A 25,637-nucleotide genomic window follows, 5' to 3' on the forward strand; every position below is an offset into this window, starting at 1 on the left:
GAAAAATGCCCAAATGAAGCTAAAGCGGCAGCCCACCCCTACGACACAACGTACCATAAGTTACCGTTGCTTCGTTCCCGACCTGGCGGAGTTCACCATGAATACGTTTGCCAAGGGGCAGACTACCGACGCCATCATATTTTTATATTAACTTAATGTCAATTTGAGTTTTTTCTACCACTTTTATTCAATTATGAACTAAAATAATTTTATGGATAAACTAATAAAAATACTTATTGCTGATGATGAACCTGAGGTTCTGAACTTAATCGAAGATTGCCTACTTGATGAATTTAAAGGGGCAAAGACCACTAAGGCCAAAGATGGGCTTGAAGCATATCATTATGCAATGACAATGGAGTATGATCTTATAATCTCAGATCATAAAATGCCATTTTGTACAGGACTAGACTTCGTTACTAAAATTAAATCTACCACTAATACGAATTCAGAAACACCTGTTATTTTTGTCTCAGGATATATTCCAGAAATTGAAGAAGGGTTATCTGTTTCCGAAGGAATTCTTTATATCGATAAACCTTTTACCAATGAAAGACTAACGAAATTTTGTAAAATGCTATTAAATAAAAAATAGAATGGCGGAGAACAAGGGATTCGAACCCTCGAAACGTTGCCGTTTACACGCTTTCCAAGCGTGCGCCTTCGACCACTCGGCCAATTCTCCGCAATTGAAGTTAAAATGTAACTCACGTTTAAATAAATGTCACATATAAGTTAAGAAATTGATTGAATTAATTCTTCAATTTTTGAGATATCTTCAATTGGCTTATTTAGAATAAAAAGTGCTCCAGCATCAATAGATTGATTCGGATGCTCTAAAGAGCTGCCTGGAGAAGTCATTGCGATAACTGGAATATAAGGCTTAATCTCTTTAAGCTTTTTAATAAATTCGATTCCACTCATCTCCGGTAAATTTAAATCAGTCATTACAAGATCAAAGTCTTGAGCTTCTAAATATATTAGTGCGTCTTCAGCATCTCCACATTCTCTAATCTCTAGACCAAGCTTCGAAAGCTTAGCTACGATGATTTTTCTTTGAAAGTTCGAATCTTCAATTAGTAGTAGTTTCATTCTTTAATATACGACTTGCGCTTTTCTCTAAAGAACTTTGATAAGATTTGAGAAGTTTCAAAATGCATTACTCCTCCAATTACATCAAAGTTATGGTTAAGTCTTTTGTCCTTATATAGATTGTAATTTAGACTTATTGCTCCGCCCTTAGAGTCATATGCACCAAATACAAGTCGTCCAATTCTAGATTGAACTAGGGCACTTAGGCACATTGGACATGGCTCTAGAGTTACAAAAATAGTACAGTTATTTAATCTCCAACTTCCTTTTTTTTCGCAAGCTTCTCTAATCGCTAATATTTCTGCATGACCGCAAGGATCGTTAACGCTTTCTTTTAAATTATGGGACTGACTTAAAATGTTACCATTCTCATCTACAACCAATGCACCGATTGGAACTTCATCAACCCCATAGGCCTTATAAGCTTCATCTATGGCCTTTGACATCAACCACTCATAATCCTTAAAATTATGCATTATCAACCTTTTTCGTAAATCTCTTTTTACTCTTTGCTATCTTTTCTCTTTTCCAAAATGTATAGAACTCATCATAACTTTTCTCAGAGTATTCTTCATTAAATATAAACTTAACTCCATGCGAGCTCGGCCTACCAAGCGAATATTGTCTACGGCTCATTATTTCCACCAAAAAAGTAAAATTTTGAATACCATTATCCGCATGGATTTTAACATTTGTTCCAACTTCTAAGTTTTTAAAAGCAGATAAACATCCAGCACCTCTTCTAAGATCGGTCAATCTAGCTTCTGACTCAAGCTCATCACAGTACAATTTAACTTTAAGATCATCTCTATATCTAAAATCATATTCCCACCAACTAACTCGAGGATAGTAAATAGGTGAAAGAAGGATATACATCTGTACAAATAGAATGATCATCGCAACGAGGTAGAGATAGAACACTTGTAAATTAGACTGATTAGCAACTACACAATAAAGGTTATAGCTTAAGTACAGAGCAAGCCCTGCTGAAAAGGTCCAAAAAGAATAATAAAGATCTGCTAATGTTTTAAAGTATAATTTATAGAACAAAAGACCCATCAGAATTCTTAAACACATTGTAATGATTTTAAAATCAAGTATTCCTTCAGCAACAAAGGCCAACATAAGAATAGAAAAGTGCCCCCATTGCAGTAAATGTACTCTATCAATATCTTGGCGAATTTTTAAATTAGATAAATCGATCATATATAAGTCCTTTATAATATTATCTTAATATTTAGCATTTTTACCAAGGATGAGCGAATTTTACCGATAGGGAACTAAAGAGAAATTATGCTGAACTTAAATTATCCACTAAACCTTGTTTTGATTGACGACGACCCTGATATGTTAGACCTGATGGAATTCTACGTTCGTAATAACAGCAATTTTAAGGCCCATAAATTTACATCTCCAATTTTAGCGCTAGAGTTTATGAGCAATAACCAAACGGCAATTGCCATCGTCGATATTAATATGGAAGAAATGGCCGGAGAGGTTGTTTTGCGAAAAGTAAATGAACTTGGTCATGGTACACAGGTTATCATAGCGACAGCATCAAATAACTTATTAACCTTTACCGCGTGCTTTCATGAGAAAGCGACTGGCTTTATATTTAAACCATTTACTCAAGAAAGGTTTTTAAGCACAATTGAAAGTGCTCACACGTGTATCAAATCGTGGCACGATATATTCATTGAAATGATGAAAAGAAAACACAAAAACAGTGCTTAATCTAACTTCAACTCTCTATTTATTGGTGTCTCAAGGCAAATAAAGGACTCTGTGGACCTTATTTCTTCTATGGCCTGTAACTTCTTAACCAAAAAGTCATGATATCCGTCGATATCTTTAGTGATAACTTTAATAAAGAGAGCGTAGTTTCCAGTAGTATATAAGGCCTGAACTACCTCAGGAAATTTCTCTAATTTCTTAATAACTTTTGAAACAACTTTGGCGTTTACGAGATGAATTCCTAGTAGCACTTCAACACCATAGCCCAGCTTCTTGTGATTTACAGAAATGCTGCTTCCTTTGATTACACCATTCTCTCTGAGCTTCTCAACTCTCTGATGAATAGTTCCTCCAGAAACTAAACACTTTCTGGCCATATCAAGAAATGGCTTTCTAGCATCTGATTGTAATTCACTAATTATTCTCTTATCCAAACTATCAATTTCGTACTCTGAGCCCATTTTATCCCCTCAAAATTAACATATTCTCATAATTATAATGAAATATTAAATAATTCGCATTAATCAGAGCACCATATTGTAAATTATATAGCAAAAAGTAGAATATACCGATAAATCATATAACAAGGGGTTAGTTATGTGTGGTTTTACAGCGTATTTACTTGAAGAGAATGACAAAGAAATTGCTCAACAATACTCTTCCTATGCCAGAAGAATTGATTATCGGGGACCTGATCAGTATTCACATATTGTACTTAATCAGAAAGTAAATCTTCACTTTCAAAGGTTGGCCATAATGGATTTATCTACAAGTGGTATGCAACCATTTATATCTAAGAGTGGTAGTGCACTTGTATGCAATGGCGAAATCTACAACTTCGAAGATCTTAAGAAAGATCTATTAAGCGATCATGAATTTCACTCTACATCTGATTGTGAGGTAATTTTACCTCTATATAAGAAAGTAGGAATAGAAAAAACATGTAAGCTACTAGATGGAGAATTTGCTTTTGTTATTTGGGATGAGGCAAAGCAAAGTTTTATAGCTGCAAGAGATCAAATTGGGATACGTCCTCTTTTCTTTGGAAAGTCACTCATCACCAAGCAGCTTTGCTTTTCATCGGAGATCAAAGTCTTAAAAGACATGTGCGAAGAGATTTTACCATTTCCCCCTGGAAGCTATTTCGACGGCCAAAAAATAATTAAATTTGAACAAATAGAGCAAACACAAATAGATCCTACAATTGATCAATCAAAAGCTCTTTCTGGAATAAAACATCTTTTAGAGCAAGCGGTTATAAAGAGGCTCAACTCTGATGCTAAAGTAGGCTTTCTATTAAGTGGCGGTCTAGATAGCAGCCTTGTATGTGCTATCGCAGCGAAAGCCAGCAAAGGACCTATTAACACATTTGCAGTGGGCATCAAAGAAGATCCCATTGATACAAAGTATGCAAGAATAGTTGCTAAACACATTGGTTCAAACCATCATGAGTACTTATTTTCGAAATCAGATATTTTAGAAGTTTTAAGTGATTTAATCTATAGACTCGAAACTTTTGATATAACGACAATTCGAGCATCAATTGGAATGGATCTTATTTGTAAATACATTAGAACTAATACGGCCATTAAAGTTCTAATGACAGGTGAGTGTAGTGATGAATTATTTGGATATAAATATACTGACTTTGCACCTAACCCAAGTGAATTTCAAAATGAAGCAATAAAGAGAATTAAAGAGTTATATATATATGATGTCCTTAGGGCCGACAGATGTATAAGCTCAAACTCACTTGAAGCCAGGGTTCCATTTAGTGACAAAGCTTTCGTCAGATTTGTTATGAGTATACCACCGAGCTTGAAAATGAACTTTTCAGGACATGGAAAGTACCTTCTTAGGGCCGCATTTGATTTAGAGGACTATCTACCACATGAAATATTATATAGAGATAAGGCAGCATTTAGCGATGCTGTGGGACACTCCAGTGTCGACTTCTTAAAAAGTCTAGCGGCGATGACTATTACTGATGATGAGATGAGTTGCGCGCACAAAGAGTTTCCTTACTGCACTCCTAAAAACAAAGAAGCTTATCTCTATAGGAAAATTTTCTCGACGCATTTTAAAGATCAAGAGAAATTAATTCCTCAAATATGGATGCCAAATTTAGAATGGGAAAATTGTGATGTCGAAGACCCTTCTGCCAGAGTTCTACCTAACTATGGAAAAAGTGGTGTTTAAAATGGCGCACCCTGAGAGATTCGAACTCCCGACCTTCTGATTCGTAGTCAGATGCTCTATCCAGCTGAGCCAAGGGTGCGCAATTATCCGATAAAATAACGCTTAGAAATAAGAGTGTCAAGAAACCTGAAATATATGCCCAAAAATAAAAAGCCAGCTTAAAGCTGGCTTCTTAATGGCGGAGACATAGAGATTCGAACTCTAGGAACCGTCAAACGGTTCGACACCTTAGCAAGGTGCTCCCTTCGGCCACTCGGGCATGTCTCCACAGATTATCAATTTACTTAGAGAACAATAAATGGCGGAGGACACAGGATTCGAACCTGCGGACCCTTTCGGGTCAATGGTTTTCAAAACCACCGCTTTCGACCACTCAGCCAATCCTCCGCATTTAGGAATTGTCATATTACGAGAAAGTTTTGAAAAATGCAATATAGATAAATACATTATCCTAAAATTTTTAAGACCACATGCGTCTTTAAATAAAATTATCTTAATCTCTTCATTAAATTTTCTATATTTGCTCTATCTTTTGCAGCAGGGGTCAAATCTAAGTATACCCTAAAGCTGTCAATAGCTAAGGCACTCTGACCTATGTCTTTATAAATAAAGCCAAGAGACCTGTGTATCTCCCCATTATTCTGATTTCCTTTTAAGGCCTTCAAATAGTACTGTCTTGCTTGATCTAAGTAGCCTTGCTTCCACTTAATCCAACCCATACCGATAAGAGCTTCTTCATATCTTCCATTTCTTGATATTGATTTTTTAAAGTTATTTTCTGCATCTTTGTAATTCTTCTGCGATCTATAAACTTCACCCAAAATATAATATCCAAATTCAAGAGTTGGATTTGCTTTTATTTCTTTTAAAGCTGCTGCTTCAGCATTTTTGAAATCTCTTAGCTTTAAATATGTCTTTGATAAGAAGTAATTAGCTTTGGGAAATGATTCTAATCTAGCGAGAATTTGTTGGAACATACTCAACGCTTCTTTATATAAACCTTTGTCATAAAGATTCGAACCTAATTTAATTTGAACATCCAAGTCACCTGGATTAATTTTTATTAACTCTTTACCATATTTAATTACATCTTCATCTCGATCATCTAATTCAGCAGAATAAATTAGAAACTCATAAAAACTTGCATCAGTAGATGTGAGTCTTTCAAGCCTTTTCTTATATTCTTCAAACTCTAAAGTTTGTCCATTTTTATAATAATAAATAGCAATCTCACCCAAAATTCTTGGATCTTCTTTATTCGTTTTTAGAAAGTTTCTTAAGTAACCAATTGCTGTGTCTGCACCATCTAGCTCATAAATTATATTTGCATACATGCTATGATAAGTTGTATTAACGGGGTCTAGGGCTATTGACTTGATCAATAAGTTTTTAGCCGTCTTATACTTTCTATGCTCCATATATATTTTTGCTAATTGATAATAATCTTGATCATTGATTGGATTCTTTTTAATACTATCTTTGTACTTTTTTATCGCATTTTCATAGAATTTTCTTCTATAGAAATACTGACCTTGTAGAGACGAAAAGATATAACTCGTTCCTAGCTTAGACTGACCAATTGCTCTTAGTTCAAGTTCGGCATCTCTCAACTTAAATGCTTTTATGTAAGCGTTTACAAGAGCAACATTAATCTTCTTATTAAGAGGGTACTCTTTTTTCATTCGTACAAATGTTTTGATAGCGTCTTCGTAATACCCTCGACGAACTTGAATATCTCCAAGAAGAAGTTGAGCCGGTATATAGGACCGATCCATATCAGAGGCCTGAATAGCATAGAGAAAAGCCTGTTCCCAATTCTTTCTCTTTACCATATCAGAAGACTTTTTCATTAATTCGAGTATTTTACTTTCAAGAATAAGTTTTTCAACCTTGTTACTTCCACCAAGCTCTAGCGCAGATAATTTTGATCTCAACTCATCAGACTCATGAATCTTAAGAGCAGATTTAAATAATCTAGCAGCATTATTATTATCGCCTTTTATTGCACTTAAGATTCCCATATATTCTAAAAACTTAGAATAGTAGATCGGTGATCTTCCAGCATTAAGTTTGCTAATTGCTTTTAAAACAACTTCAAACTTTTTTACATCTCTAGCTTCAAATTTATACTGCGCCAGTTTTAGAAGTAATGGTATTGATGAGGGAAACTTCGTTCTAGCTTCAGTAAGTATTTTTTGTGCTTCATCTCTAAGTTCATTTGATTCATAGTAAAAAATTAAATTTAAATAAGTTATTTCTTCTTTATTTTTTACATCTATCAGCAAATCATATACCTTCTTGGCTTCTACATAATTACCAATATTAAGTAGTACCTTAAGGTAGATTGAAAGTAACTTAACACTTGGCTTATTAATACGGATGTAATTTTCTAGTATTTTATTAGCCGTATATTTCTTATCAATACTTGAATAAAATATTGCAGAACCCATCGCCATATTAATATCTGTAAGCACTTTACTTTTGCCGATTTCAATGAGGTTAAAAATTTTCTTTTGCGCAGAAAATTCATTTGATGCATTTTGAAAAATTTCTGAATAAGTTAAAACAAGATATCCTAATGCCTTATTTTTTCGATACTGATGATGAAGAGATTCGCGAAACTTTGCTGCGGCTTGAATTTTCGAAAGATAAGTACCTTTTGAGTATAGCTCAACACCCTCAACTAGTGCCTCACGACTTTTAACTTCGTCAAGAATATCTGCAGCCACAGGATGAATTACCTTTATTCTTATAGGCTCTAGCTTTTTCTCACTTTCCTCCGGAAACATTAAGACCGCAATTATTGCAAGGAATGCAAAAGCAACAATCGGCTTCATTTTCTTTTTCTTCTTCTCTTCTTTCTTTTTTTCTTCCTTTGCTTGCTCTATCTTTTTCGTTTCTTCTTTTTTTTGTTCAATCTCATCTTTGTTACTTTCAATTTCAACTAGCTCAAATTCTTTTTCTGCCTGTTGAGAGACTTGCTTAATATCTGGCATCACTTCTTTTAGATTGATAAACTCTGTTGCTTCATCTGTAACAATTACTTCTTCTGGCTCATCCTCAGAGTCTTCTTCATCATCTGCTTCAGCCTCCTCACTCAAGCTCTCATTAGATGCGATTTCTTCTGGCTCATCCTTTGGCTTATTTAAAAATGGATTAGGTGTGACAATAACTGTTTTTTCAGCGACGTCTTCTTGCAGACTAGCTCGATTAACAATGACTGTTTTTTCTACAGAATCTTCCTCTTCTGAGACTTCATTGGGTTCATCCAAATGATGTAGTTCTTCTTCTATCTCTTTTATCTCTTGAAGATCTTCTTGATATCTTTCTTCTAAAGCATTGTAGTCTACTTTACTGGCATCTTCTTTCTTATATTGAAATTCTTGAAAACCATCATCATTCTTAGGCTTGGCCCCTGCACTCTTAGGTTTATTGATACGTGCAAAGGTTCCTGTTTTCTCAGGATTGCTCTTAATAGTATTATCAACTTGACCCGCAGCGATTTTTGCAAAAAGTGAATTAATCTCTTTAAACGATTTTATTTCAACCCAATCTCCAACAGGAAAGAGCTGACACTTTTCGTTACCCTGGATATGACCTTTAGCGTATAGTTCTCCAATCTGATCAACTAAGAATGGACCAACAACTCTATCATTTAATAACTTAACTCTATATTTTTTGCTCATCAAAGACCGGCTAGAAAGTAATTCATTTACAATTATAGCCTAAAACTACACACAAAAAAAAAGGACGCTAAAGGCAAGAATTACCTAATTTTCAATTACTTAACACTCATTAGAAAGCTTACTTACTATCGATTTGGCAACAAACCCAATACCAATATAAATAAAGGATAACCCTATTATCGAGATAATCTGATCATAGCTATCAATACTGAAAGCGAAGTATTTATAAATATGTCCAAGAGGGGATAGACCAACAATTTCAGTCATTAATAAAAAGATACCTAACTGATATACTCTATTTTTTGGAGCCGACAATAAGAAGACATGAAATACACAAAGCAAAAGAATGAGCCGTACAACAGTAAACTGATAGTCTTCCCAGAAAATCCTATTTATTGAGACCAATAAAGGAAGAAAAGAAAGTAAAAATAGTGAAGTAAACCCTAAAATTAGGCTATCTCTCGTCTTAGATCTATTCAAATAGCGCAATGATAAAATAAAAGACACCGAAGAAATTATAAAGGTTATAGTTGAAATATATGTACTGTGCTCAGGTAATATAAACTCATCAATACTGGCTAAAAAGTAAATCAGCTTAAAAGCAATAGTTGGCAACAAAATTGAGACTAGAGCAATTCTTTCTGATTTAGTAACTAACGAAAATTTAATTCTATACAAGAAGCCTACAAACAGAAGAGCAAGAATTAGTAATGTATTTGTGTAAACTATACTTAGTTTAAAATCTGTTCTTTCTACGATATCAACAAATTCAAAAGTTGCGAATGTTGTGTAATAACAATATATGGAGATTAACCATAATGGAAATCTTGCAAAATTAAAAAAATAGCTTTCAAATCTCTTATAATCAACTTTAAAAATAATTTCCTTTAGAATAAGTGCGGATTCAATAAAGAAAATAAGTGAAATTAGATTTGTAGCATTAAATAAAAAGTAACTCATTAAAATGATGAACGGTATGCCTAAAACTTGATCTGTATATTTGTCTAGTTTTTTCCAGAAGAAAACATAACCTATAGACGCGAGACTAAAGATTATTTTCAACATAACATTCCAATCATAATAGCTAATTAATTGGTTTAATTTATCCATCAATATATTTCCCAGAAGAATAATTAAAATAATTTAGAATTGAAAATGCTAAAATAGTAAGTACCACAATTAAAACATTCGCTCTCATTAACGGAACAAGTGAGAAAGTAAGCATCAGCAGAACGACATTATCATAGGTCATTCGTGATATCTTTGAACTTATGAAGCTTAAGGCCAAATAAGAAAGAAGTAATGTGACTGTAAATATAAGAAACTCAGAACTATGATTCAGAGTAAGTAAATTTATACAAACTGTTAGATTAAGAATTATATAGAATAATCTATTAGTTCTGAACTTATTAAAAATAACTACCGCTAACATAAGTCCAACTGAGATTAAAGACCATCTAAAATCATAGTCAAAACTATATATTTCTCTTAAGGACACTAAGGCGAAGAGATTAAATGAAAAAAGAGGTATTCTTACTTCCTTTGTATAGTTTGTTTTTAGAGTGCTCAAAAGAATAATATTGATTATGACATAAGCGATTAATACTGTAACTGGGTACACGTCTATGTTCTGAGTGAAAATAACAACTAAGAAGTATGACAAAAATTTCATAAAGAAAATATTGTCGATTTTTCGTGCACTAAAACAGTACATAGAAATTGTTACAAGCTCAAAAACTAGAAAGTAATCGAAAAGAGTAGAACTAAGCTTAAATAATACTATTCCAACTAATTGTAAAACAAACATCATATAAAAAGGTATGAGCTCTTTTCTATTACTACTACCTGCTGTAACAGCGACAAGGCAAAACAATGTAAACGCTACGAACAAATAAACCATATACCTACTCAATTAATATTAAAAGTTGACCAACGAAGAATAAAAAGAAAATTACTACAATCATATAGCTAGAGCTCTGTCCGACTAAATTAATCACATTATAAAGCTTAACTTTTGAGCGATTTGTTTCTCTAACAGTAGCGTTCTTTCTAAACAATAAGGACCTTGGCTTAATCGAAGAAAATATATTAATGAACCTATATTTAATTAGCCAAACCTTTTTAAAATCTAAAATACTCAAGCCATAAATTACTAAACAAAATAGTATTAAGAGAATAAGCAAAGAAATATTGAAGCTGTAACCCTGAATTTCACTAAACTCACAACAGTTCAAGTATGAATTAGAAACGAGAATTCTAGAATACTGCTTAGAAACAAATCCTTGTGGTAAATTAATATAAGAAAGAAATAAACTAATCACAAGTAGCCCAAAAGAATAAAACCTCTCTTTTAAGCTACTTTCCCATAGATTAAAAACCACAACTTCTTTAAAAGACTTCAAAGATAGAAAAAGAATTATCCATGAAATAAGTATATTTATCACTAAAAGAAATCCTACAAAGAAATTCTCTGAATTAGCTAAAGAGTCAATTGAATGAAGCCCAGACATTCCTAGTGGAAAGAACGAAATATTCAACAATACAAAGTATATTGTAATAGTTTTAAATTTTATTAGCCCATTATTTTTATCTAAATTAAAAATTCTTACACAATAGAGTACTATTGAAATTAATAGGGCCTGTGCTAAGGCCAATGAATAATTATTATTAAGCGCACTAAATAAGACATTCAAGAAGCTTAGTGAACATAAGACATTAATTGCAGTCGCAATATTTTTACGAACAATATATTTTCGTAAGTTATTAACAGCAAAAACAGTAAATATTAATAGACCGAATATAACTGCTACATTCGGAACTTGTAGCGCCTTATTGAACTTCAAAAGGAGGATTAAACTAGCGAAAACAGGTGTAAAAATCATTGATCTTAGAAATCCCCAAGACGAGATCACTACCAACACAAAAGAGAGAATTAGAGATGTAGGAAATAAAAATTCCGATAGACCGCTAAAGTAAACAACATACTTGTCTCCATAATTATTATAACTTCCAAAGAGTTCTGAGAAATAAATAAGAAAGCTCGTCAAAAGTAAGAATGTGGAAATAAAGTCTATAAGTCTATTCTTTCTACACACCATCAATAAGAGGAATACTAAGACAACACTAATCAAAATCACGGCCAGAGAACCTGAATATATTGCTATGATCATCAGTAGGAAAATTGACTCTTTAATCCATCTTCTGATTTGAAAATGCTCCGCCTCTAGAGCTAATACAAAGACTAAAAGTGAAGACAAAAGACTTGATTGCGAACTAACTGAAAGTATTTTTGAGAGATAACTTTGAGTGAATAAAGTTGGTACAAAAGCAACAACACCAAGCTGTAAAAGCTTGACCACATAAGAAATATAGAACTTTTCACCAATTCTATAGGAGAATAAAGTTACTAATGAAAGAAGTATTAAAATCTCAATCATCCTATCCCTCTATATTGCTATTGCCATTAGTTTTATATGCCTCGAAGCGTACTAATGAATAAACAAGAATTACAATAAAGAATAAAAAACCTAGTACTACAATAAGAGACCCACTAAAAGAAATTGAAAATCTCAATTCAAGTAAGTAACTTATTAAAAATGAAGTACTAAACAAATTTATAAAACCGAGCAAAGAATCTATTGCATTTTGCCTAGCAAATAATAAATAAAATCCAATTGTAAAAGTTATAAATATAAATGTAATTAGCGCTATATAGGTCATGACTACCTAAGCCTTTTTGAACAATATAAAATCAAAATAAATATAGAGGACATCATTGCAAACCTAATATCATCTAGAGCTAATAGATTAAACCTATTCGTTTCAATTAGTTTAACTGTTCCATTCAGCATTTCATCGTCTACACCAGCAATGATAATCAGTGTAAAAATACTTACTAGAATAATACTAAGAACAGGCATTAAGTTGTTACTGTACTTATTTCTTTGTGTCGTAGCGACTCTAATTTTACCTGTCTGAGATACCTTAACATAAACAAGAGTAACAAAATGCAGAAGACTTGTGATTACTAGGTAATAGTGTGCAAATGGATATTCATTTATTTTAAGGAAAACAAATATACTTAGCGAGCACATTAAACTGAATATGATCTTAAAAGATGATTTATTTGATAAAAGTATCGATATTGAAAAGATTAAAAAAACGATAACACCTAAATTATTACTCACAGTAACTTCCTTAAGTAGACACATAAAAAGAGATTAACAAAAAGAAGAATTGCCACTAACCCAGACAATCTCTTATGAGAAGATTTCTCTTTTACAATAGATTTAAATCTCATCGAGAAATTAACTACAAGAGCAATTAACATGTACTTGAGGAATAATACAATCGCTGATAATACTGTTTCATTTGCTAAATAATCGTAGCCGCTTAAGTCTTTAATACCTCCGAAGACAGATTTAATAAACAGAATTACGAAATAAAAATAAATTAGTTTTTCTGTAATAACATCTACAATTCCATCTACCGTCTTGTGAAATAAGTTTTTACGAGCGATCACAATTCTTTGTTCAACCATAGATAAACAAAGAACAATTGGAATAATTATCATAGGTATATTTAAAATTTGCCAATTATAAGCATAAGATCCAATCGTTAACAGCATAGAATTCACTTCGATACCAAGATTCATACTCAATTTACTTATAGCAATATAAACAAAACACAAAAACGCCACAGGCAAGAAATTAGAAATTTGATTAATATTTTCTTTGTCCTTTGCTTTTAAAAACCAAAGAAACTCTAAGATAATGAGATAACTAAAGACATGCGTAATATTGTAAACAGATGTATTACTTGCAAAGAGGTTATTCAATAATAGATTTGAAACCGCGTAAAATATTACATTTACACGAATCAGTGAAATAGTTAGAGAGTAAACAGATGTTCTCTGAAGACTAACTCTTGAAAATGATAAAAGAGAGGACAGTAATATATTTCTTTTACTCGTCACAATAGAAGAAGAACGCACGGCCTTATACATTACAGAGTGTAATAATAAGAAAGAAAAAACTACTGATAAAACAGAGAGTACTGGTAAAAATTCAGTATCAACTAGGGTCAAAATCTACTTCCGTGACAATGGTTCCATTATATAAATTACTATAAATGATAGAACAATCGGAACCATTAATAAAAGGTTTTCATACTCAAAGAAGTTATTAATATTATTAGATTTATAAAGCGTGGTAAGCAAGAACAGAGTTAAGATATAAAGTATCGATAAACATGAAGCTCTATATGTCCGTACAGAGCTAGTTACAAATATTTTCGGAAGATCTATTGTAAAGTCTTTAAGCTTGAGCTTAATTAATAAGGCCCAAGCTATGATCAAAAAGCTTAGGCCACATGAGAAGTATACTAGAAATTTAATGCTTATATTGTGCATTATTGAATGAAGATTTTAGCTCCGTTGGCCACAACCAGGATATTTTCCCAGAAAACACCTAACAGAACAACAGGAATTGCCAAACAAGCTACGGCAACCTGATAACTAAAATCAAAGCCCTTTATTCCAGAGTCATTTTCTGATTTCTTGAAAACCATGATTCTTATAATCTTCATATAATAGAAAAGTGCAACAACAGAGTTTAGTCCTGCAATTATAGTAAGAACATAGTACTTCTTAGCGATTAATGCATTAAAGATGTTAAACTTGGCAACAAAACCGCTCAATGGTGGAAGACCAGCCAATGAAAACATTGTAATAATCATAAAAATGGCCATCAATGGATGCTTACCAATCAATCCACTAAATCTTTCAAAATGATCGTTACCATACTCATCCTGAACAGCAGAAGTAATAAAAAAGGCAACTAAAGTCATAAATAGGTAAGTGATACCATAAAATAAAATGGCCCTAACACCAATTTCTGACAAGCAAAGCACACCAAGCATCATCACACCTGCATGAGATATTGATGAATACGCCAACATTCTCTTTACAGATCTTTGCCCAATAGCTGAGACATTTCCAACTGTCATTGTTAAAGCGGCAACCACACTTAAAGTTCCAACCCAACTCATTTGTAAAAGAGTTACATCTGCACCACCAAAAAATGCCATTGTTACTCTTACTAATACAGCAATACCAGCTATCTTAGGCACGATTGAAAAGAAAGTTGTAACAGGAAGAGGAGATCCTTCGTAAACATCAGGTGCCCACATATGAAATGGTACACAAGCTATTTTGTATCCAATTCCTGCAAAGAATAATAAAAATGAAGGCATTAACACTGCAATTTGAACAGTATCAAGCTTTGCTAATTTACCTGCAATACCTGCAAACTGAATTGTTCCCACTACCCCAAAAATATGACTTAAACCAAATAGCATGATCCCAGCTGAGATACCGCCATATAATGAATACTTTAAGCCCGCTTCAGATGATCTATCGTCATTTTTCTTAAGTGACGCAAGAACATACGAAAGAATAGATAAAATCTCGATACCGATATAAAGAATAAGCATGTTATTAGCAGATGAAAGCAGCATACCACCGATAAGAACACCTACCGAAATAATAACGAATTCACCCTTAACATTCTCATAAATATCAGAAGATTTTCTACTTAAGTAAATAGAAGCCGCTGTTCCAAGTACCATTATGATTTTAGATAGAGTACTAAATGGATCAATAGTTAAAGAGTTCGTAAAGATTGCTGTCGGCTCATCACCTAAAGAACCTATTAGTTTAACAAGAGTAAAGAGTAGCCCAATATATGCTGTTGCATAGAGGAAGTTCTTCTTACTACCTTTCTCTTCATTGCTATAAGTTGATTCGACAAAAAGCAGACCAATCATAGTCACTACCAGAGTAATCTCTGGTACGAACCGGGCCATATTTGCTAAATAGTTTAAAACCATTACTAAACCTTTATATTAATACTTACCTAATAAAGTAACTAAATCATTAACTGATGCCTTCATAATATTTAAAATTGGTGAAGGCCAAATACCAAAGACGATAACAGCAACACAAAGTGGAGCCATGTAGAATATCTCTCTAGCATTCATGTCTGTGTAAGACTTGTTTTCTTCAACAACATCTCCAAAGAACATTCTTTTAAACATCCAAAGAAGGTAAGCTGCACCAATTAGAAGACCTAATAATGCAATTACAGTCATCGTAGTATAAACAGGGAACATACCTAAGAAGATCAATGCTTCTGAGATAAACCCAGATAACCCTGGTAATCCCATTGAAGCGAACATTGCGATTATAAAGATAATCGAATAAACAGGTAACTGAGTATAAAGACCACCGAAACCTCTAGAACCATCTGGTCTAATTATCCATCTGTGGTGAGATCTTTCGTAAAGAATACCGATTAGTAAGAACATCATCGCTGTTGAAGTTCCGTGATTAAACATCTGAAGAACTGCACCATTCATTCCCTGAGTAGTCATTGCAGCCATACCCATCATTACGAATCCCATATGTGACACTGAAGAATATGCAATTAGCTTCTTAACATCTGTTTGTGCCATTGCACAGAAAGCTCCGTAAATAATATTGATCAAACCAAGAGCTGCGATACATTCTGCGAAATAAACTGTAGCACTTGGGAAGATTGGGAAAGCAATTCTTAAGAACCCGTAAGTTCCCATCTTTAAAAGTACACCGGCCAGAATAACTGAAATTGCAGTTGGAGCCTGAACGTGTGCATGAGGTAACCATGTATGAAACGGAAATACTGGAACCTTAATTGCAAAACCAATAAACATAAATACAAAGAAGAGTTTATCAAAAGGAATACTCATACCAAATAAAGATACTTTCATTTGAATAAACTGATCTGCTTGTGCCTTTAAAGCAAGTAAGTTGAAAGACTCTGCTCCCATTCCAGTTGCGTGATAAAGAGCAACCATACCTACGAGCATTAGGATTGATCCAAAAAATGTATAAAGGAAGAACTTAACTGCTGCGTACTCTCTGTTTTCTCCACCCCAAATACCGATAAGAAAGAACATTGGAATAAGCATTACTTCCCAGTAAACGTAAAATAGGAAGAAGTCCATTGATAAGAAAACACCATATACTGTACTTTGTAAGAAGAGTAGAAGTGCATAGTATCCCTTAACTTGCTTTGAAACTGTCCAAGAACAAAGTACACAAAGGAAGAGTAAAAGTGATGTCAAAAGAATCATTGGCATTGAGATACCATCAACTGCTAAGTGATAGTTGATATTGAATTGCTCAATCCACTTCATCTTAATAGTAAATGCATCCTGCATACCTGCAATAGAATTATCAAACCCCATCCACAGTTTTACAGAAAGAACCATTGTGATAGCTGTATTTAACAGAGCCCACATTCTGATTGCATTTTCTTTTGCCTTTGGAATAAAAAGAATTCCAAGAACACCTATAATAGGCATCCATAATATCCAACTTAATAAATTCGACGTACCGTTCACCGCCAACTCCTTACTATATTAAAACTAATTTTTTATAACGCTAAAACATAACCTGCTAAAACAACAATCACCATAATGAAGTAGAACTGAATCTTTCCTGATTGTAATGTTCTAAGTACAACATTAAACAACCTAACACTAGCTCCAGTTCCATCTACCATTACTGTATCTACCCATAGGGCATCAAACCAATTTGAAAATCTGTAAAGCATACGATTTACAGCAGCCCATCCATCGACAATATATCTGTCATAGATACCCATATCAATCCATGCAAGTAGTCTATTAAGAGGTAATAACCCTTTTTGTATTACACCTTTAATATATAAATCATCCATGTAGTATTTATTCTGTAATGCTCTATACCAACCAGAAAAAGTAGATACCCACCAACCTGGATTCCAAGCTTTCTTTATGTACATCATAAATGCGATAAAAACACCTGAGAAAGCAATGATAATAGAAGCAATTGCTCCAATATGATGAACATGGTGAACATGGTGCGCTTCTTCAGCTGTCATTCCATGATCCGGGTCATAATGAGATTTTTCTGCTGTATTTTTTACTCTTGTATCTTGAGAAGACCAATCTTGTCTCACATAAGACTTAAATTTAGCTACTTCAGGCTTAGTTACAAGTGTAGAGAACCATTCTAATTTACCCTCAGGACTTGCAACTTTAACAAGTTTTTGTCCTGTTAAAGATCCAGAGAACCATACACCTAGAGTAAATACCGCTAAAAATAATAGTGGCAAGTTTCTATTCCATGAGAATTTCTCTTCGTGAGTATGATCATATAAGTCTTTATCTCTAGGCTCACCATGGAATGCTAAGAACATCATTCTACACATATAGAATGCTGTTAAAAGTGCTCCAACAAAACCTAGTAAAGCCGGGATAATATAGATTTTATTATCCATTGCCATAAGAAGAGCATCTCCAAGAATTCTATCTTTTGAAACAAAACCTGAGAAGAATGGAATACCAGCAATAGCTAATGTACAACACCACATAGCAAACCATGTAAACTTCATCTTGTGACGTAAGCCACCCATTCTTGGCATTTCTTGAACATGTCCATGTGTATGATGGTCATGCAAAGAGTGGATAACTGAACCAGCACTTAGAAATAAACATGCTTTAAAAATTGCATGTGTAATCAGGTGCATAAAAGCAGCATTATATGACCCAACACCAACACCTAGTACCATATAACCAAGCTGAGATATTGTTGAGTAAGCTAAAACTGCCTTGAAGTCTGTCTGAACAAGTGCAATTGTTGCAGCACCAAAAGCTGTTATACCACCAATAAATGCTACGACAGGTAAGAGTCCGCCCAAATCTAATAATGGATAAATTCTTAGTGATAAATAAACACCACCAGCAACCATAGTTGCGGCATGAATTAGGGCAGAACAAGGAGTCGGTCCATACATCGCATCTGGTAACCAAACTTGAAGCGGGAATTGAGCAGACTTACCAACTGTTCCCATAAATATTGAAAGACCTGCAAAAGTTGCCAAAGGAATTCCTAAAGCAGTTAAGTCATTCATAGAACCGTTAGCAATAAAAGCGTATATATCAACGAATGAAACCGAACCAATATGTGTCCAAAGAGCAAGTATTCCAAGAAGGAAGAAAACATCCCCAACTCTTGTAGTCATAAATGCTTTAATATTTGCATTACCAGCACCATCTTTTTCATAATAATGACCAATCAGAGAATATGAGCAAAATCCCATTAGCTCCCAAAAGATAAAAACTGAAAGAAGGTTATCCGATAGAACTAGCCCTAACATTGCAGAAGTAAAAAGAGAAAGATAAGTAAAGAAACGACCATTTCTTCCGTAATTCATATCGTCTTTCATATAATATGTAGAAAAGATATGAATAAGAGTCGCTACAACCGTAACCATCAAGAGCATAATTGCTGTCATATTGTCGATATAGACACCCATTTTAACTGGGAAATCAATGACCGTACCTGAAACAGTAGTGCTACTTAGATCAAACCATGTGAAGGTCTTGTGTATGTAGAAATCCGCTGCATAATTACCAAAGACAAAATCTTTAAAAATTCTAAAGGCCCAAACTGAAGACATTGCAATAGCGCCACAGCTTATTGCAACAGCTAGTTTAGTTGCTCTTGGTGCTAAAAATGCGTTAATTGCAAATGCAAAGAATGGGAAAAGAACAATTGGTGCTATAGTTGAAATAGTATAATCCATTTAATCAACCTTCCTAACTTTGTAATTGAGTAGCATCATCAATATGGATACTTTCTCTAATTTGATAAAATCTAATAACAATTGCTAATCCTACAGCGGCTTCAGCTGCAGCAATAACGATAATAAATAATGAAACAACATGGCCATCAAGGTTGTTGTTAATAAATCTAGTGTAAGCTGCAAAGTTAAGGGCAGCGGCGTTAAGAATTAACTCAATTCCTAATAGAATCGCAATTATATTCTTTCTCGCAATCATCACGATGATTCCTGAAAGAAAAAGAATAAACGAAACAAATAAGAATGCTGGAAGAGATACCATTATTGTTTCCTTGGTCTAGAAATAACAGCAGCACCAACAAGTGCTCCTAATAGTAAAACAGATGAAATTTCAAAAGCTAGAACATGATCCGTAGCTAGTAGAACACCAACTTTTTCTACTGAAGATGCAAAAGCAGGTAATTCTCCTGGTAAGTAATTTTTCATAGTACTTGCTAAAATTTTTAAAATCACAAACCCAATTACTAACGAAGAAAGAGTCCCAATGACATAAGTACGAACAGTTCCCATTGGAGCAACTTTATTGAGACCGAACCTATTAACTGCTTGGCTATGGCCACCTGTTAGCATTATGGCAAAGAGCATAAGAATAACAACACCACCAGCATAAACAATTAATTGCGTTGCTGCTAAGAAGTCAGCCCCCAATATAGCGTAAAGACCTGCAACTCCAAAGAGTGATGCTAATAGATACACACACGAGTGCATAATATTTTTACTTGCAACAACACCAAAAGCTCCGCCAAGAGTTAGAAGTGCAGCCAAAATGAACATGATATCTAAAAACATGTTAATTCCCTTTTATTTTAGTGACCACCGCCACCACTAGTGTGGGCGAGAGATACAATTAAATCTAATATCGAGTGACCTTCAAAGGCCCAAAACCAAACAGCAACACCAATCAAGTTAAAAATAGAAATCGGTGTTAAGTATTTCCAACAAAGAGATACAAGGTGATCAACTCTAAGTCTTGGTAGCGTCCAACGTACCCAAATCACTACATAGTAAAGTAGGAAAGTTTTTGTGAAAAAAGCACCAAGTTGTAAAAATTGACCGATTGTCTTTGCAATCATTGGCTCTAAACCTAATGATTGTTGAATTACCAATCCGTCACCTAAACCAAAAGGAACCTTATATCCACCAAGGTATAATGCTGCAGCCACAGCACAAACCACAAATACTTCAACATATTCCGCTAGAGCAAAGAAACCAAAGGCCATACCAGAGTACTCAGTGTGATAACCTGATACCAGTTCAGATTCAGCTTCTGGTAAATCAAAAGGAGCTCTATTTGTTTCAGCAAGAATTCCGATAAAGAAAACGAAGAATCCGATGAATGTAAAAGGGTTATGAAGAATGTACCATTGATGAGGTAAACCACCTTGTCCCTCAACAAGAGTAGTCATTGACAAGCCACCGGCCATCAAAACAATAGAAAGAATACATAAGGTTACTGGAACTTCATAAGATATAATCTGTGCAGCACCTCTCATCCCACCAAGCATTGACCACTTAGAGTTAGAAGAGTAACCACCAAGAAAGATTCCAACACCAACTAAAGATGAAACTCCTACTAGGTAGAAAATCCCAATATTTAAATCTGAAAGAATGAATCCACTTGAAAAAGGAACTACTGCAAGAGTTGCAAATACACCAACCATACAAAGAAGTGGTGCGATCATATATAAGAATTTATCCGCTTGCTTCGGTATAACGATTTCCTTAAGAATCATTTTTACACCATCAGCTAAAAACTGAAGTATTCCAAATGGTCCAACTCTATTTGGACCTTGCCTCATTTGTAAGTCTGCAGAAATTTTTCTTTCTGCATATGTACCAAGACCACCAATAGTTGCACTTAAGATTACAACAACTGTACAGGCAAAACCAAAGAACAAGAATGCAACAAGAGATGTAGCATCAAAACCTAAGCCATTTGTTAAAGCCTCTACAACTGCTTTATAGATTGCTGTCTCAGAAAAGAACGAAACGATACTACTATTCATTAGTTTACCTCTTTCTCTGTTTCACTAGGAACTTGATAACTCTTAACCCAATCAAGATCACCTTTTTTCCAACAGTAGACTACGCCTTCAATTAATATTGAAACGAATATTAAAACAGTTCCAAGGATTGCTGTTCCTTCACCAATCTCATTAAACTTTTTAAATACTACTGCGACTGGAAACATTAAAGCTCCCTCTACATCAAAGATAATGAATACAAGAGCGATTACATAGAAACGAATATTAAAATTCGACCATGCTGCTCCAACAGGTTCTTCCCCACACTCATAAGCCTGTAGCTTAAGTTTTGTTGGGTTGTTAGGTCTTACCAAAACACCTACGACTAATGCTCCAACTACCATGACAACTGCAAAAGCAATCAAGATTAGTACCGGCATGTAGACGTCTAGATTGAATGACGACATTCATAGCTCCATTTTAAATACTTTTTCGGTCTTGAAAGAATACATGATACTTAACATGTTGGAAACATTTTGGAATCTTTTTTTTTCCTGAGAGACTTTCATAGATAAGGCTTTCTTAATTTAAACGTTGCACAATACTTATTTTTTTATGCACTACAACTTTCTAAACTTGGAAGTGTTTTGGCCTTGTGTTATTAATTGTCATTAAACAAGGCAGTTCTCATGATTTTCGACACAATGATCAACAAGATTAACACATGGCACCTAAACAGTAATGACTGTCTACACATTACTGGCCTAAGCAGCGCGCAATTTTCATTTATTTTAAATGAATGTGAAAAAGATTCCAGCTTCATTAAAGAAAATAACTTTATCTTCATTTGTGACTCGGTAAGTCAGGCTGAAGATTTGTATGAATCTTTCTTAACTTCTAATAATAAGAAAAAATTACTTTTTTATCCTGGTCATGACTTAAGTCCTTATTCAGGGGCCATTTCATCGGAGAGGGCGCTTTTTGAAAGATTTAAAGTCCTAAATTTTTTAGCAAACAATAATGATAATCAAAGTTACATCGTTATTTCAACTTTTGAATCCTTCTCTCTGCGTGTTCCTCCTAAGAACTTTTTTATAGATCATAATTTAAAAATTGAAGTTTCAGATATTATCTCTCCAATTGAGTTGTCACAAAAACTTGTTCAATTAGGCTATAACTCTTCACCAAGTGTGGAGGAGCCTGGAACTTTTTGTGCTAAAGGAGAAGTTTTCGATATATATACTCTCGATTCAAAGGCCATTAGAATTCATTATTTTGACGATATGATTGAAGAGATTTTTGAGATAGATATTAGTACTCAAAAAACTTTGAAAGACAAAAGAATCGAGAGTCTAAATATTTCTCCAACTCCACAAATTTTCAGATCTGGTGAAGCTTTTTCATTACGACTTAGAGAAAATATTCCAATGCCTTCTGTTGCGCAAAAAAATAGATATCAAAGAAGAAAGGAAATATTCTCTTCCTTATCTGATGAGCACTTATTTGATAATTATGCTGCCTATACGCCATTATTTTTTGAAGCATCCAGCATTCTTTCAGAATTTTTAAATGATAGTGATATAAAAACTCTATTCAACGATGTTCAATTCTCTCAAGCTTATACAGAGTTCTTCGAGCAATTGAGACTAGAGTTTGAACACGAGTGGCAAGATTTGGATAATGATAATTTGTTACCTGAACCAAACTTACTGTATGACATTAACCTAGAAAAAACTTTAGAAAAGATGCCTCATATCTCTATTGATGATTTGAGCTTTGCAAATGTTATACAAGAAGAGTTAAGAAACTCTATCGAATTGAAGCTTGAAACAGCGCTGGGATATCTAAATAGTTACTTAAATCCAACCTTATCAAAACCAGAGTACACAAAAGAGATCTTCACTCACTTAAAGGAAAAATTTTCAAGAAGTGGAGATATTTATTTTTCTTATGAACATGAATCATCTCGCAAAGAGTTTATACACTTAATCGATATTTTTGGACTTAGTTCAATTTTAAGAGATCGACTATTTCTTATTCACTCGAAACTTCCAAATGGATTTTATTATGAAAAAGAAAAAACATTAGTTTTATCTGAAGCCGATGTTTTTAGTGCAAAAACTCGTAAAACAAAAACCATAAAGAAAGTAAGCCTTGATATATTTGCAGAACAATTAGCTACTCTACAAAAAGGTGACTATGTTATTCATAGTGATCATGGGATTGGTGTATACGAAGGACTCGAATCTTTAGATATTGGAGGAATACCTTCGGACTATATTGTTATTATATATAAAGGTAACGATAAGGTTTATGTACCTGTCTATAAAATGAACTTAATACAGAAACACGCTGATTCAAGTGCTTCTGTATCAACAGATAGTTTACGTAATAATAAATTTGCGGCTCTAAAAGCGAAGGCCAAGAATTCTGCAAAGAAACTTGCTTTTGATCTTCTTAAACTTCAAGCTGAAAGACAATCATCTTCTGGCTACGCTTTTTCTGCGCCAGATCATGATTACCGAGAATTTGAAGTTGCTTTTCCTTTTCATGAAACTCCTGATCAAACTCAAGCAATTGAAGATGTCTTGGAGTCTATGCAAAAACCTGTAGCTATGGATCACTTGGTATGTGGTGATGTTGGTTTTGGAAAAACAGAAGTTGCTATGAGGGCTGCATATAAAGCTGTTCTTGATAAAAAACAAGTTTGCGTACTTGTACCAACAACAGTTCTCGCGCTTCAGCACTATAATTCTTTTATTAAAAGGTTTAATAAATTTCCTGTTGAAATTGAGTTTTTATCGAGATTCAAAACACCTAAACAAACTAAAGAGGTTTTAGAAAAACTTACACAAGGTAAGATTGATATACTAATTGGTACCCATAAACTTTTAAGCGATAAAGTAAAGTATAAGGACCTAGGATTAGTTGTTGTAGATGAGGAGCAAAGGTTCGGAGTAGGGCATAAGGAAAAACTAAAACTTATGAAGGCGAATGTTGATTTCTTAACATTAACAGCAACTCCTATTCCTCGAACTTTACAACTTTCTTTTCTAGGAATTAGAGAAATGTCTTTAATAAAAACTGCCCCTCCAAGAAGACAGTCTATTAAGTCCTATTTAATTAAAGAAGATGATCTCACATTACAAACTGCAATAAAGAAAGAATTAAATCGAGGTGGTCAAGTCTTCATCGTACATAATAAAGTACAAGACATAGAGCAATTCTCGTCCCATATTCAGGAACTAGTGCCCGAAGCAAAGATTGTATTTGCACACGGACAAATGTCCGAGAAAGATCTTGAAGCAAAGATTAGCGCTTTTTATAATGGTACTTATCAAATACTAATTTCTACAACAATTATCGAATCTGGTATTGATATTCCAAATGCTAATACAATGATTATAGATCGTGCCGATAATTATGGATTGGCCCAACTACATCAACTAAGAGGTAGAATCGGACGTTCTGACAAGAAGGCATACGCCTACTTTGTTATACCAAAACATAAAGGTATATCAGAAGTTGCGGAAAAAAGGCTCAAAGCTCTTCAGACGTATGCAGATATGGGCTCAGGCTTTAATATAGCAACATGTGATCTAGAGATTCGTGGAGCTGGCGACATTTTAGGAGCAGATCAATCAGGACAAATTGAAAATGTCGGTCTTGAAGTTTATATGGAATTACTAAAAGATGCGATTGGTGAACTAAGAGGTGAGAAGAAATTAATTAAACAGGACATCGAAATCAAAACACCATTTTCAAGCTATATTCCATCTAATTATATAAGTGATTCAGGCGAAAGGCTAAAGCAATATAAAAGGCTTTCAAACTGTAATGAACTTCAGGACCTTTTTTCTATAAAAGAAGAATATATAGATGTTTATGGGGCCATTCCAACTGAGCTCATAAATCTTTTTACAACTCTTGAAGTTCGACAAAGACTTATAAATGTTGGCCTCAAAACTATCCAGGTTGGTGGCAAACTTGTAACTCTTTCTTTTGATAAAGCTCTAGTTGAATCAAATAATGAGTTAAGAAATAAAATGCTCGACTACTTCTTACCAAAGCCCAAAGTTTTTCAATTCACACCGGACTATAAGGTTATTTATAACTCTAAAGTTGAGGTTAACCAGAGTGAATTCCTCAAGTTTGCTATAGAATTAGCTGAGAAAATTCTTCCTGTTGAATGATTTTTCGCCAGTTTATAGATTTTTTTGTTATCCTATTAAGGA

21 protein-coding genes, 4 tRNA genes and 1 other RNA gene are annotated in these 25,637 nt (G+C 33.8%); 4 read left to right on the forward strand and 22 right to left on the reverse strand.

The window, feature by feature from the left end; translation table 11 throughout:
• Positions 1 to 26: 26 nt before the first annotated feature.
• Positions 27 to 124: signal recognition particle sRNA small type (gene ffs, locus DPQ89_RS03840), an RNA gene on the reverse strand.
• An 87-nt stretch (positions 125 to 211) separates the two neighbouring features.
• On the opposite strand from ffs, the gene DPQ89_RS03845 reads away from it, so the two are divergent.
• Positions 212 to 595: a response regulator gene (locus DPQ89_RS03845; RefSeq protein ID WP_127715388.1), complete on the forward strand. Its 384-nt coding sequence runs from the start codon at positions 212 to 214 to the stop codon at positions 593 to 595.
• Positions 596 to 597: 2 nt separating this feature from the next.
• On the opposite strand, the gene DPQ89_RS03850 is transcribed toward DPQ89_RS03845, so the two are convergent.
• The 4 genes from DPQ89_RS03850 to DPQ89_RS03865 all read right to left on the reverse strand — a co-directional run bounded on the left by DPQ89_RS03850 (position 598) and on the right by DPQ89_RS03865 (position 2,298).
• Positions 598 to 685, reverse strand: a tRNA-Ser gene (locus DPQ89_RS03850).
• Positions 686 to 735: 50 nt separating this feature from the next.
• The gene (locus tag DPQ89_RS03855; RefSeq protein ID WP_127715390.1) at positions 736 to 1,092 is read right to left on the reverse strand and encodes a response regulator; all 357 of its coding nucleotides are present in this window, start codon (positions 1,090 to 1,092) and stop codon (positions 736 to 738) included.
• Positions 1,089 to 1,568 carry a nucleoside deaminase gene (locus DPQ89_RS03860; RefSeq protein ID WP_127715392.1) on the reverse strand — a complete coding sequence of 160 codons (480 nt, stop codon included), beginning with the start codon at positions 1,566 to 1,568 and terminating at the stop codon, positions 1,089 to 1,091. Before DPQ89_RS03860 ends, DPQ89_RS03855 begins: the two co-directional genes overlap by 4 nt.
• A complete protein-coding gene (locus DPQ89_RS03865; protein ID WP_127715394.1) occupies positions 1,561 to 2,298 on the reverse strand; it encodes a hypothetical protein in 738 nt (245 codons plus the stop codon). The genes DPQ89_RS03860 and DPQ89_RS03865 overlap by 8 nt, the downstream gene beginning before the upstream one ends.
• A gap of 87 nt (positions 2,299 to 2,385) precedes the next feature.
• Between DPQ89_RS03865 and DPQ89_RS03870 the strand changes: the two genes are divergently transcribed.
• Positions 2,386 to 2,826 (forward strand): response regulator, encoded by a 441-nt coding sequence (locus DPQ89_RS03870; protein ID WP_127715396.1) that lies wholly within the window; start codon positions 2,386 to 2,388, stop codon positions 2,824 to 2,826.
• Here DPQ89_RS03870 and DPQ89_RS03875 read toward each other — a convergent pair.
• The gene (locus DPQ89_RS03875) at positions 2,823 to 3,287 is read right to left on the reverse strand and encodes an Lrp/AsnC ligand binding domain-containing protein (RefSeq protein ID WP_127715399.1); all 465 of its coding nucleotides are present in this window, start codon (positions 3,285 to 3,287) and stop codon (positions 2,823 to 2,825) included. The genes DPQ89_RS03870 and DPQ89_RS03875 overlap by 4 nt on opposite strands.
• A gap of 136 nt (positions 3,288 to 3,423) precedes the next feature.
• On the opposite strand from DPQ89_RS03875, the gene asnB reads away from it, so the two are divergent.
• Positions 3,424 to 5,025 (forward strand): asparagine synthase B, encoded by a 1,602-nt coding sequence (gene asnB / locus DPQ89_RS03880; RefSeq protein WP_127715401.1) that lies wholly within the window; start codon positions 3,424 to 3,426, stop codon positions 5,023 to 5,025.
• Positions 5,026 to 5,027: 2 nt separating this feature from the next.
• Here asnB and DPQ89_RS03885 read toward each other — a convergent pair.
• The 16 genes from DPQ89_RS03885 to DPQ89_RS03960 all read right to left on the reverse strand — a co-directional run bounded on the left by DPQ89_RS03885 (position 5,028) and on the right by DPQ89_RS03960 (position 21,869).
• Positions 5,028 to 5,104 (reverse strand) — tRNA-Arg (locus DPQ89_RS03885).
• Positions 5,105 to 5,201: 97 nt separating this feature from the next.
• Positions 5,202 to 5,292 (reverse strand) — tRNA-Ser (locus tag DPQ89_RS03890).
• Positions 5,293 to 5,324: 32 nt separating this feature from the next.
• Positions 5,325 to 5,412 (reverse strand) — tRNA-Ser (locus DPQ89_RS03895).
• A 101-nt stretch (positions 5,413 to 5,513) separates the two neighbouring features.
• Positions 5,514 to 8,711, reverse strand: a complete 3,198-nt coding sequence (locus tag DPQ89_RS03900; protein ID WP_127715403.1) for a tetratricopeptide repeat protein — start codon at positions 8,709 to 8,711, stop codon at positions 5,514 to 5,516.
• 99 nt (positions 8,712 to 8,810) lie between these two features.
• Positions 8,811 to 9,821, reverse strand: coding sequence for a hypothetical protein (locus tag DPQ89_RS03905; protein ID WP_127715405.1), 1,011 nt, complete (start codon positions 9,819 to 9,821; stop codon positions 8,811 to 8,813).
• Entirely contained in the window at positions 9,814 to 10,611 is a 798-nt protein-coding gene (locus DPQ89_RS03910) for a hypothetical protein (protein WP_164848248.1), read from the reverse strand. Before DPQ89_RS03910 ends, DPQ89_RS03905 begins: the two co-directional genes overlap by 8 nt.
• Before the next feature lie 4 nt (positions 10,612 to 10,615).
• Entirely contained in the window at positions 10,616 to 12,148 is a 1,533-nt protein-coding gene (locus DPQ89_RS03915) for a hypothetical protein (protein WP_127715409.1), read from the reverse strand.
• A gap of 285 nt (positions 12,149 to 12,433) precedes the next feature.
• The gene (locus DPQ89_RS03920) at positions 12,434 to 12,898 is read right to left on the reverse strand and encodes a hypothetical protein (protein ID WP_127715411.1); all 465 of its coding nucleotides are present in this window, start codon (positions 12,896 to 12,898) and stop codon (positions 12,434 to 12,436) included.
• Positions 12,895 to 13,797 (reverse strand): hypothetical protein, encoded by a 903-nt coding sequence (locus DPQ89_RS03925; RefSeq protein ID WP_127715413.1) that lies wholly within the window; start codon positions 13,795 to 13,797, stop codon positions 12,895 to 12,897. The genes DPQ89_RS03920 and DPQ89_RS03925 overlap by 4 nt, the downstream gene beginning before the upstream one ends.
• Positions 13,798 to 14,120: 323 nt before the next feature.
• Positions 14,121 to 15,575 (reverse strand): NADH-quinone oxidoreductase subunit N, encoded by a 1,455-nt coding sequence (locus tag DPQ89_RS03930; protein ID WP_164848249.1) that lies wholly within the window; start codon positions 15,573 to 15,575, stop codon positions 14,121 to 14,123.
• A gap of 39 nt (positions 15,576 to 15,614) precedes the next feature.
• The gene (locus DPQ89_RS03935; protein ID WP_241558778.1) at positions 15,615 to 17,153 is read right to left on the reverse strand and encodes a NuoM family protein; all 1,539 of its coding nucleotides are present in this window, start codon (positions 17,151 to 17,153) and stop codon (positions 15,615 to 15,617) included.
• A gap of 32 nt (positions 17,154 to 17,185) precedes the next feature.
• A complete protein-coding gene (locus DPQ89_RS03940) occupies positions 17,186 to 19,381 on the reverse strand; it encodes an NADH-quinone oxidoreductase subunit L (RefSeq protein WP_127715419.1) in 2,196 nt (731 codons plus the stop codon).
• Between the two features lie 13 nt (positions 19,382 to 19,394).
• Positions 19,395 to 19,700 carry an NADH-quinone oxidoreductase subunit NuoK gene (nuoK, locus tag DPQ89_RS03945; RefSeq protein WP_127715421.1) on the reverse strand — a complete coding sequence of 102 codons (306 nt, stop codon included), beginning with the start codon at positions 19,698 to 19,700 and terminating at the stop codon, positions 19,395 to 19,397.
• Positions 19,700 to 20,227 carry an NADH-quinone oxidoreductase subunit J gene (locus DPQ89_RS03950; RefSeq protein WP_127715423.1) on the reverse strand — a complete coding sequence of 176 codons (528 nt, stop codon included), beginning with the start codon at positions 20,225 to 20,227 and terminating at the stop codon, positions 19,700 to 19,702. Before DPQ89_RS03950 ends, nuoK begins: the two co-directional genes overlap by 1 nt.
• A 17-nt stretch (positions 20,228 to 20,244) precedes the next feature.
• Entirely contained in the window at positions 20,245 to 21,444 is a 1,200-nt protein-coding gene (gene nuoH / locus DPQ89_RS03955; protein WP_127715425.1) for an NADH-quinone oxidoreductase subunit NuoH, read from the reverse strand.
• Positions 21,444 to 21,869 (reverse strand): NADH-quinone oxidoreductase subunit A, encoded by a 426-nt coding sequence (locus DPQ89_RS03960; RefSeq protein ID WP_127715427.1) that lies wholly within the window; start codon positions 21,867 to 21,869, stop codon positions 21,444 to 21,446. Before DPQ89_RS03960 ends, nuoH begins: the two co-directional genes overlap by 1 nt.
• 222 nt (positions 21,870 to 22,091) lie before the next feature.
• Between DPQ89_RS03960 and mfd the strand changes: the two genes are divergently transcribed.
• Positions 22,092 to 25,595, forward strand: coding sequence for a transcription-repair coupling factor (gene mfd, locus DPQ89_RS03965; protein WP_127715429.1), 3,504 nt, complete (start codon positions 22,092 to 22,094; stop codon positions 25,593 to 25,595).
• Positions 25,596 to 25,637: the final 42 nt, after the last annotated feature.

The sequence above is a fragment of the Halobacteriovorax sp. HLS genome (genome assembly GCF_004006665.1).
Classification (GTDB): domain Bacteria; phylum Bdellovibrionota; class Bacteriovoracia; order Bacteriovoracales; family Bacteriovoracaceae; genus Halobacteriovorax.

Bases quoted from the DNA above. Each gene is read 5' to 3' on its own strand.
- DPQ89_RS03845 (WP_127715388.1), top strand. From the start codon at position 212: ATGGATAAACTAATAAAAATACTTATTGCTGATGATGAACCTGAGGTT.
- DPQ89_RS03855 (WP_127715390.1), bottom strand. From the start codon at position 1,092: ATGAAACTACTACTAATTGAAGATTCGAACTTTCAAAGAAAAATCATC.
- DPQ89_RS03860 (WP_127715392.1), bottom strand. From the start codon at position 1,568: ATGCATAATTTTAAGGATTATGAGTGGTTGATGTCAAAGGCCATAGAT.
- DPQ89_RS03865 (WP_127715394.1), bottom strand. From the start codon at position 2,298: ATGATCGATTTATCTAATTTAAAAATTCGCCAAGATATTGATAGAGTA.
- DPQ89_RS03870 (WP_127715396.1), top strand. From the start codon at position 2,386: ATGCTGAACTTAAATTATCCACTAAACCTTGTTTTGATTGACGACGAC.
- DPQ89_RS03875 (WP_127715399.1), bottom strand. From the start codon at position 3,287: ATGGGCTCAGAGTACGAAATTGATAGTTTGGATAAGAGAATAATTAGT.
- asnB (WP_127715401.1), top strand. From the start codon at position 3,424: ATGTGTGGTTTTACAGCGTATTTACTTGAAGAGAATGACAAAGAAATT.
- DPQ89_RS03900 (WP_127715403.1), bottom strand. From the start codon at position 8,711: ATGAGCAAAAAATATAGAGTTAAGTTATTAAATGATAGAGTTGTTGGT.
- DPQ89_RS03905 (WP_127715405.1), bottom strand. From the start codon at position 9,821: ATGGATAAATTAAACCAATTAATTAGCTATTATGATTGGAATGTTATG.
- DPQ89_RS03910 (WP_164848248.1), bottom strand. From the start codon at position 10,611: ATGGTTTATTTGTTCGTAGCGTTTACATTGTTTTGCCTTGTCGCTGTT.
- DPQ89_RS03915 (WP_127715409.1), bottom strand. From the start codon at position 12,148: ATGATTGAGATTTTAATACTTCTTTCATTAGTAACTTTATTCTCCTAT.
- DPQ89_RS03930 (WP_164848249.1), bottom strand. From the start codon at position 15,575: ATGGCCCGGTTCGTACCAGAGATTACTCTGGTAGTGACTATGATTGGT.
- DPQ89_RS03940 (WP_127715419.1), bottom strand. From the start codon at position 19,381: ATGGATTATACTATTTCAACTATAGCACCAATTGTTCTTTTCCCATTC.
- nuoK (WP_127715421.1), bottom strand. From the start codon at position 19,700: ATGGTATCTCTTCCAGCATTCTTATTTGTTTCGTTTATTCTTTTTCTT.
- DPQ89_RS03950 (WP_127715423.1), bottom strand. From the start codon at position 20,227: ATGTTTTTAGATATCATGTTCATTTTGGCTGCACTTCTAACTCTTGGC.
- nuoH (WP_127715425.1), bottom strand. From the start codon at position 21,444: ATGAATAGTAGTATCGTTTCGTTCTTTTCTGAGACAGCAATCTATAAA.
- DPQ89_RS03960 (WP_127715427.1), bottom strand. From the start codon at position 21,869: ATGTCGTCATTCAATCTAGACGTCTACATGCCGGTACTAATCTTGATT.
- mfd (WP_127715429.1), top strand. From the start codon at position 22,092: ATGATTTTCGACACAATGATCAACAAGATTAACACATGGCACCTAAAC.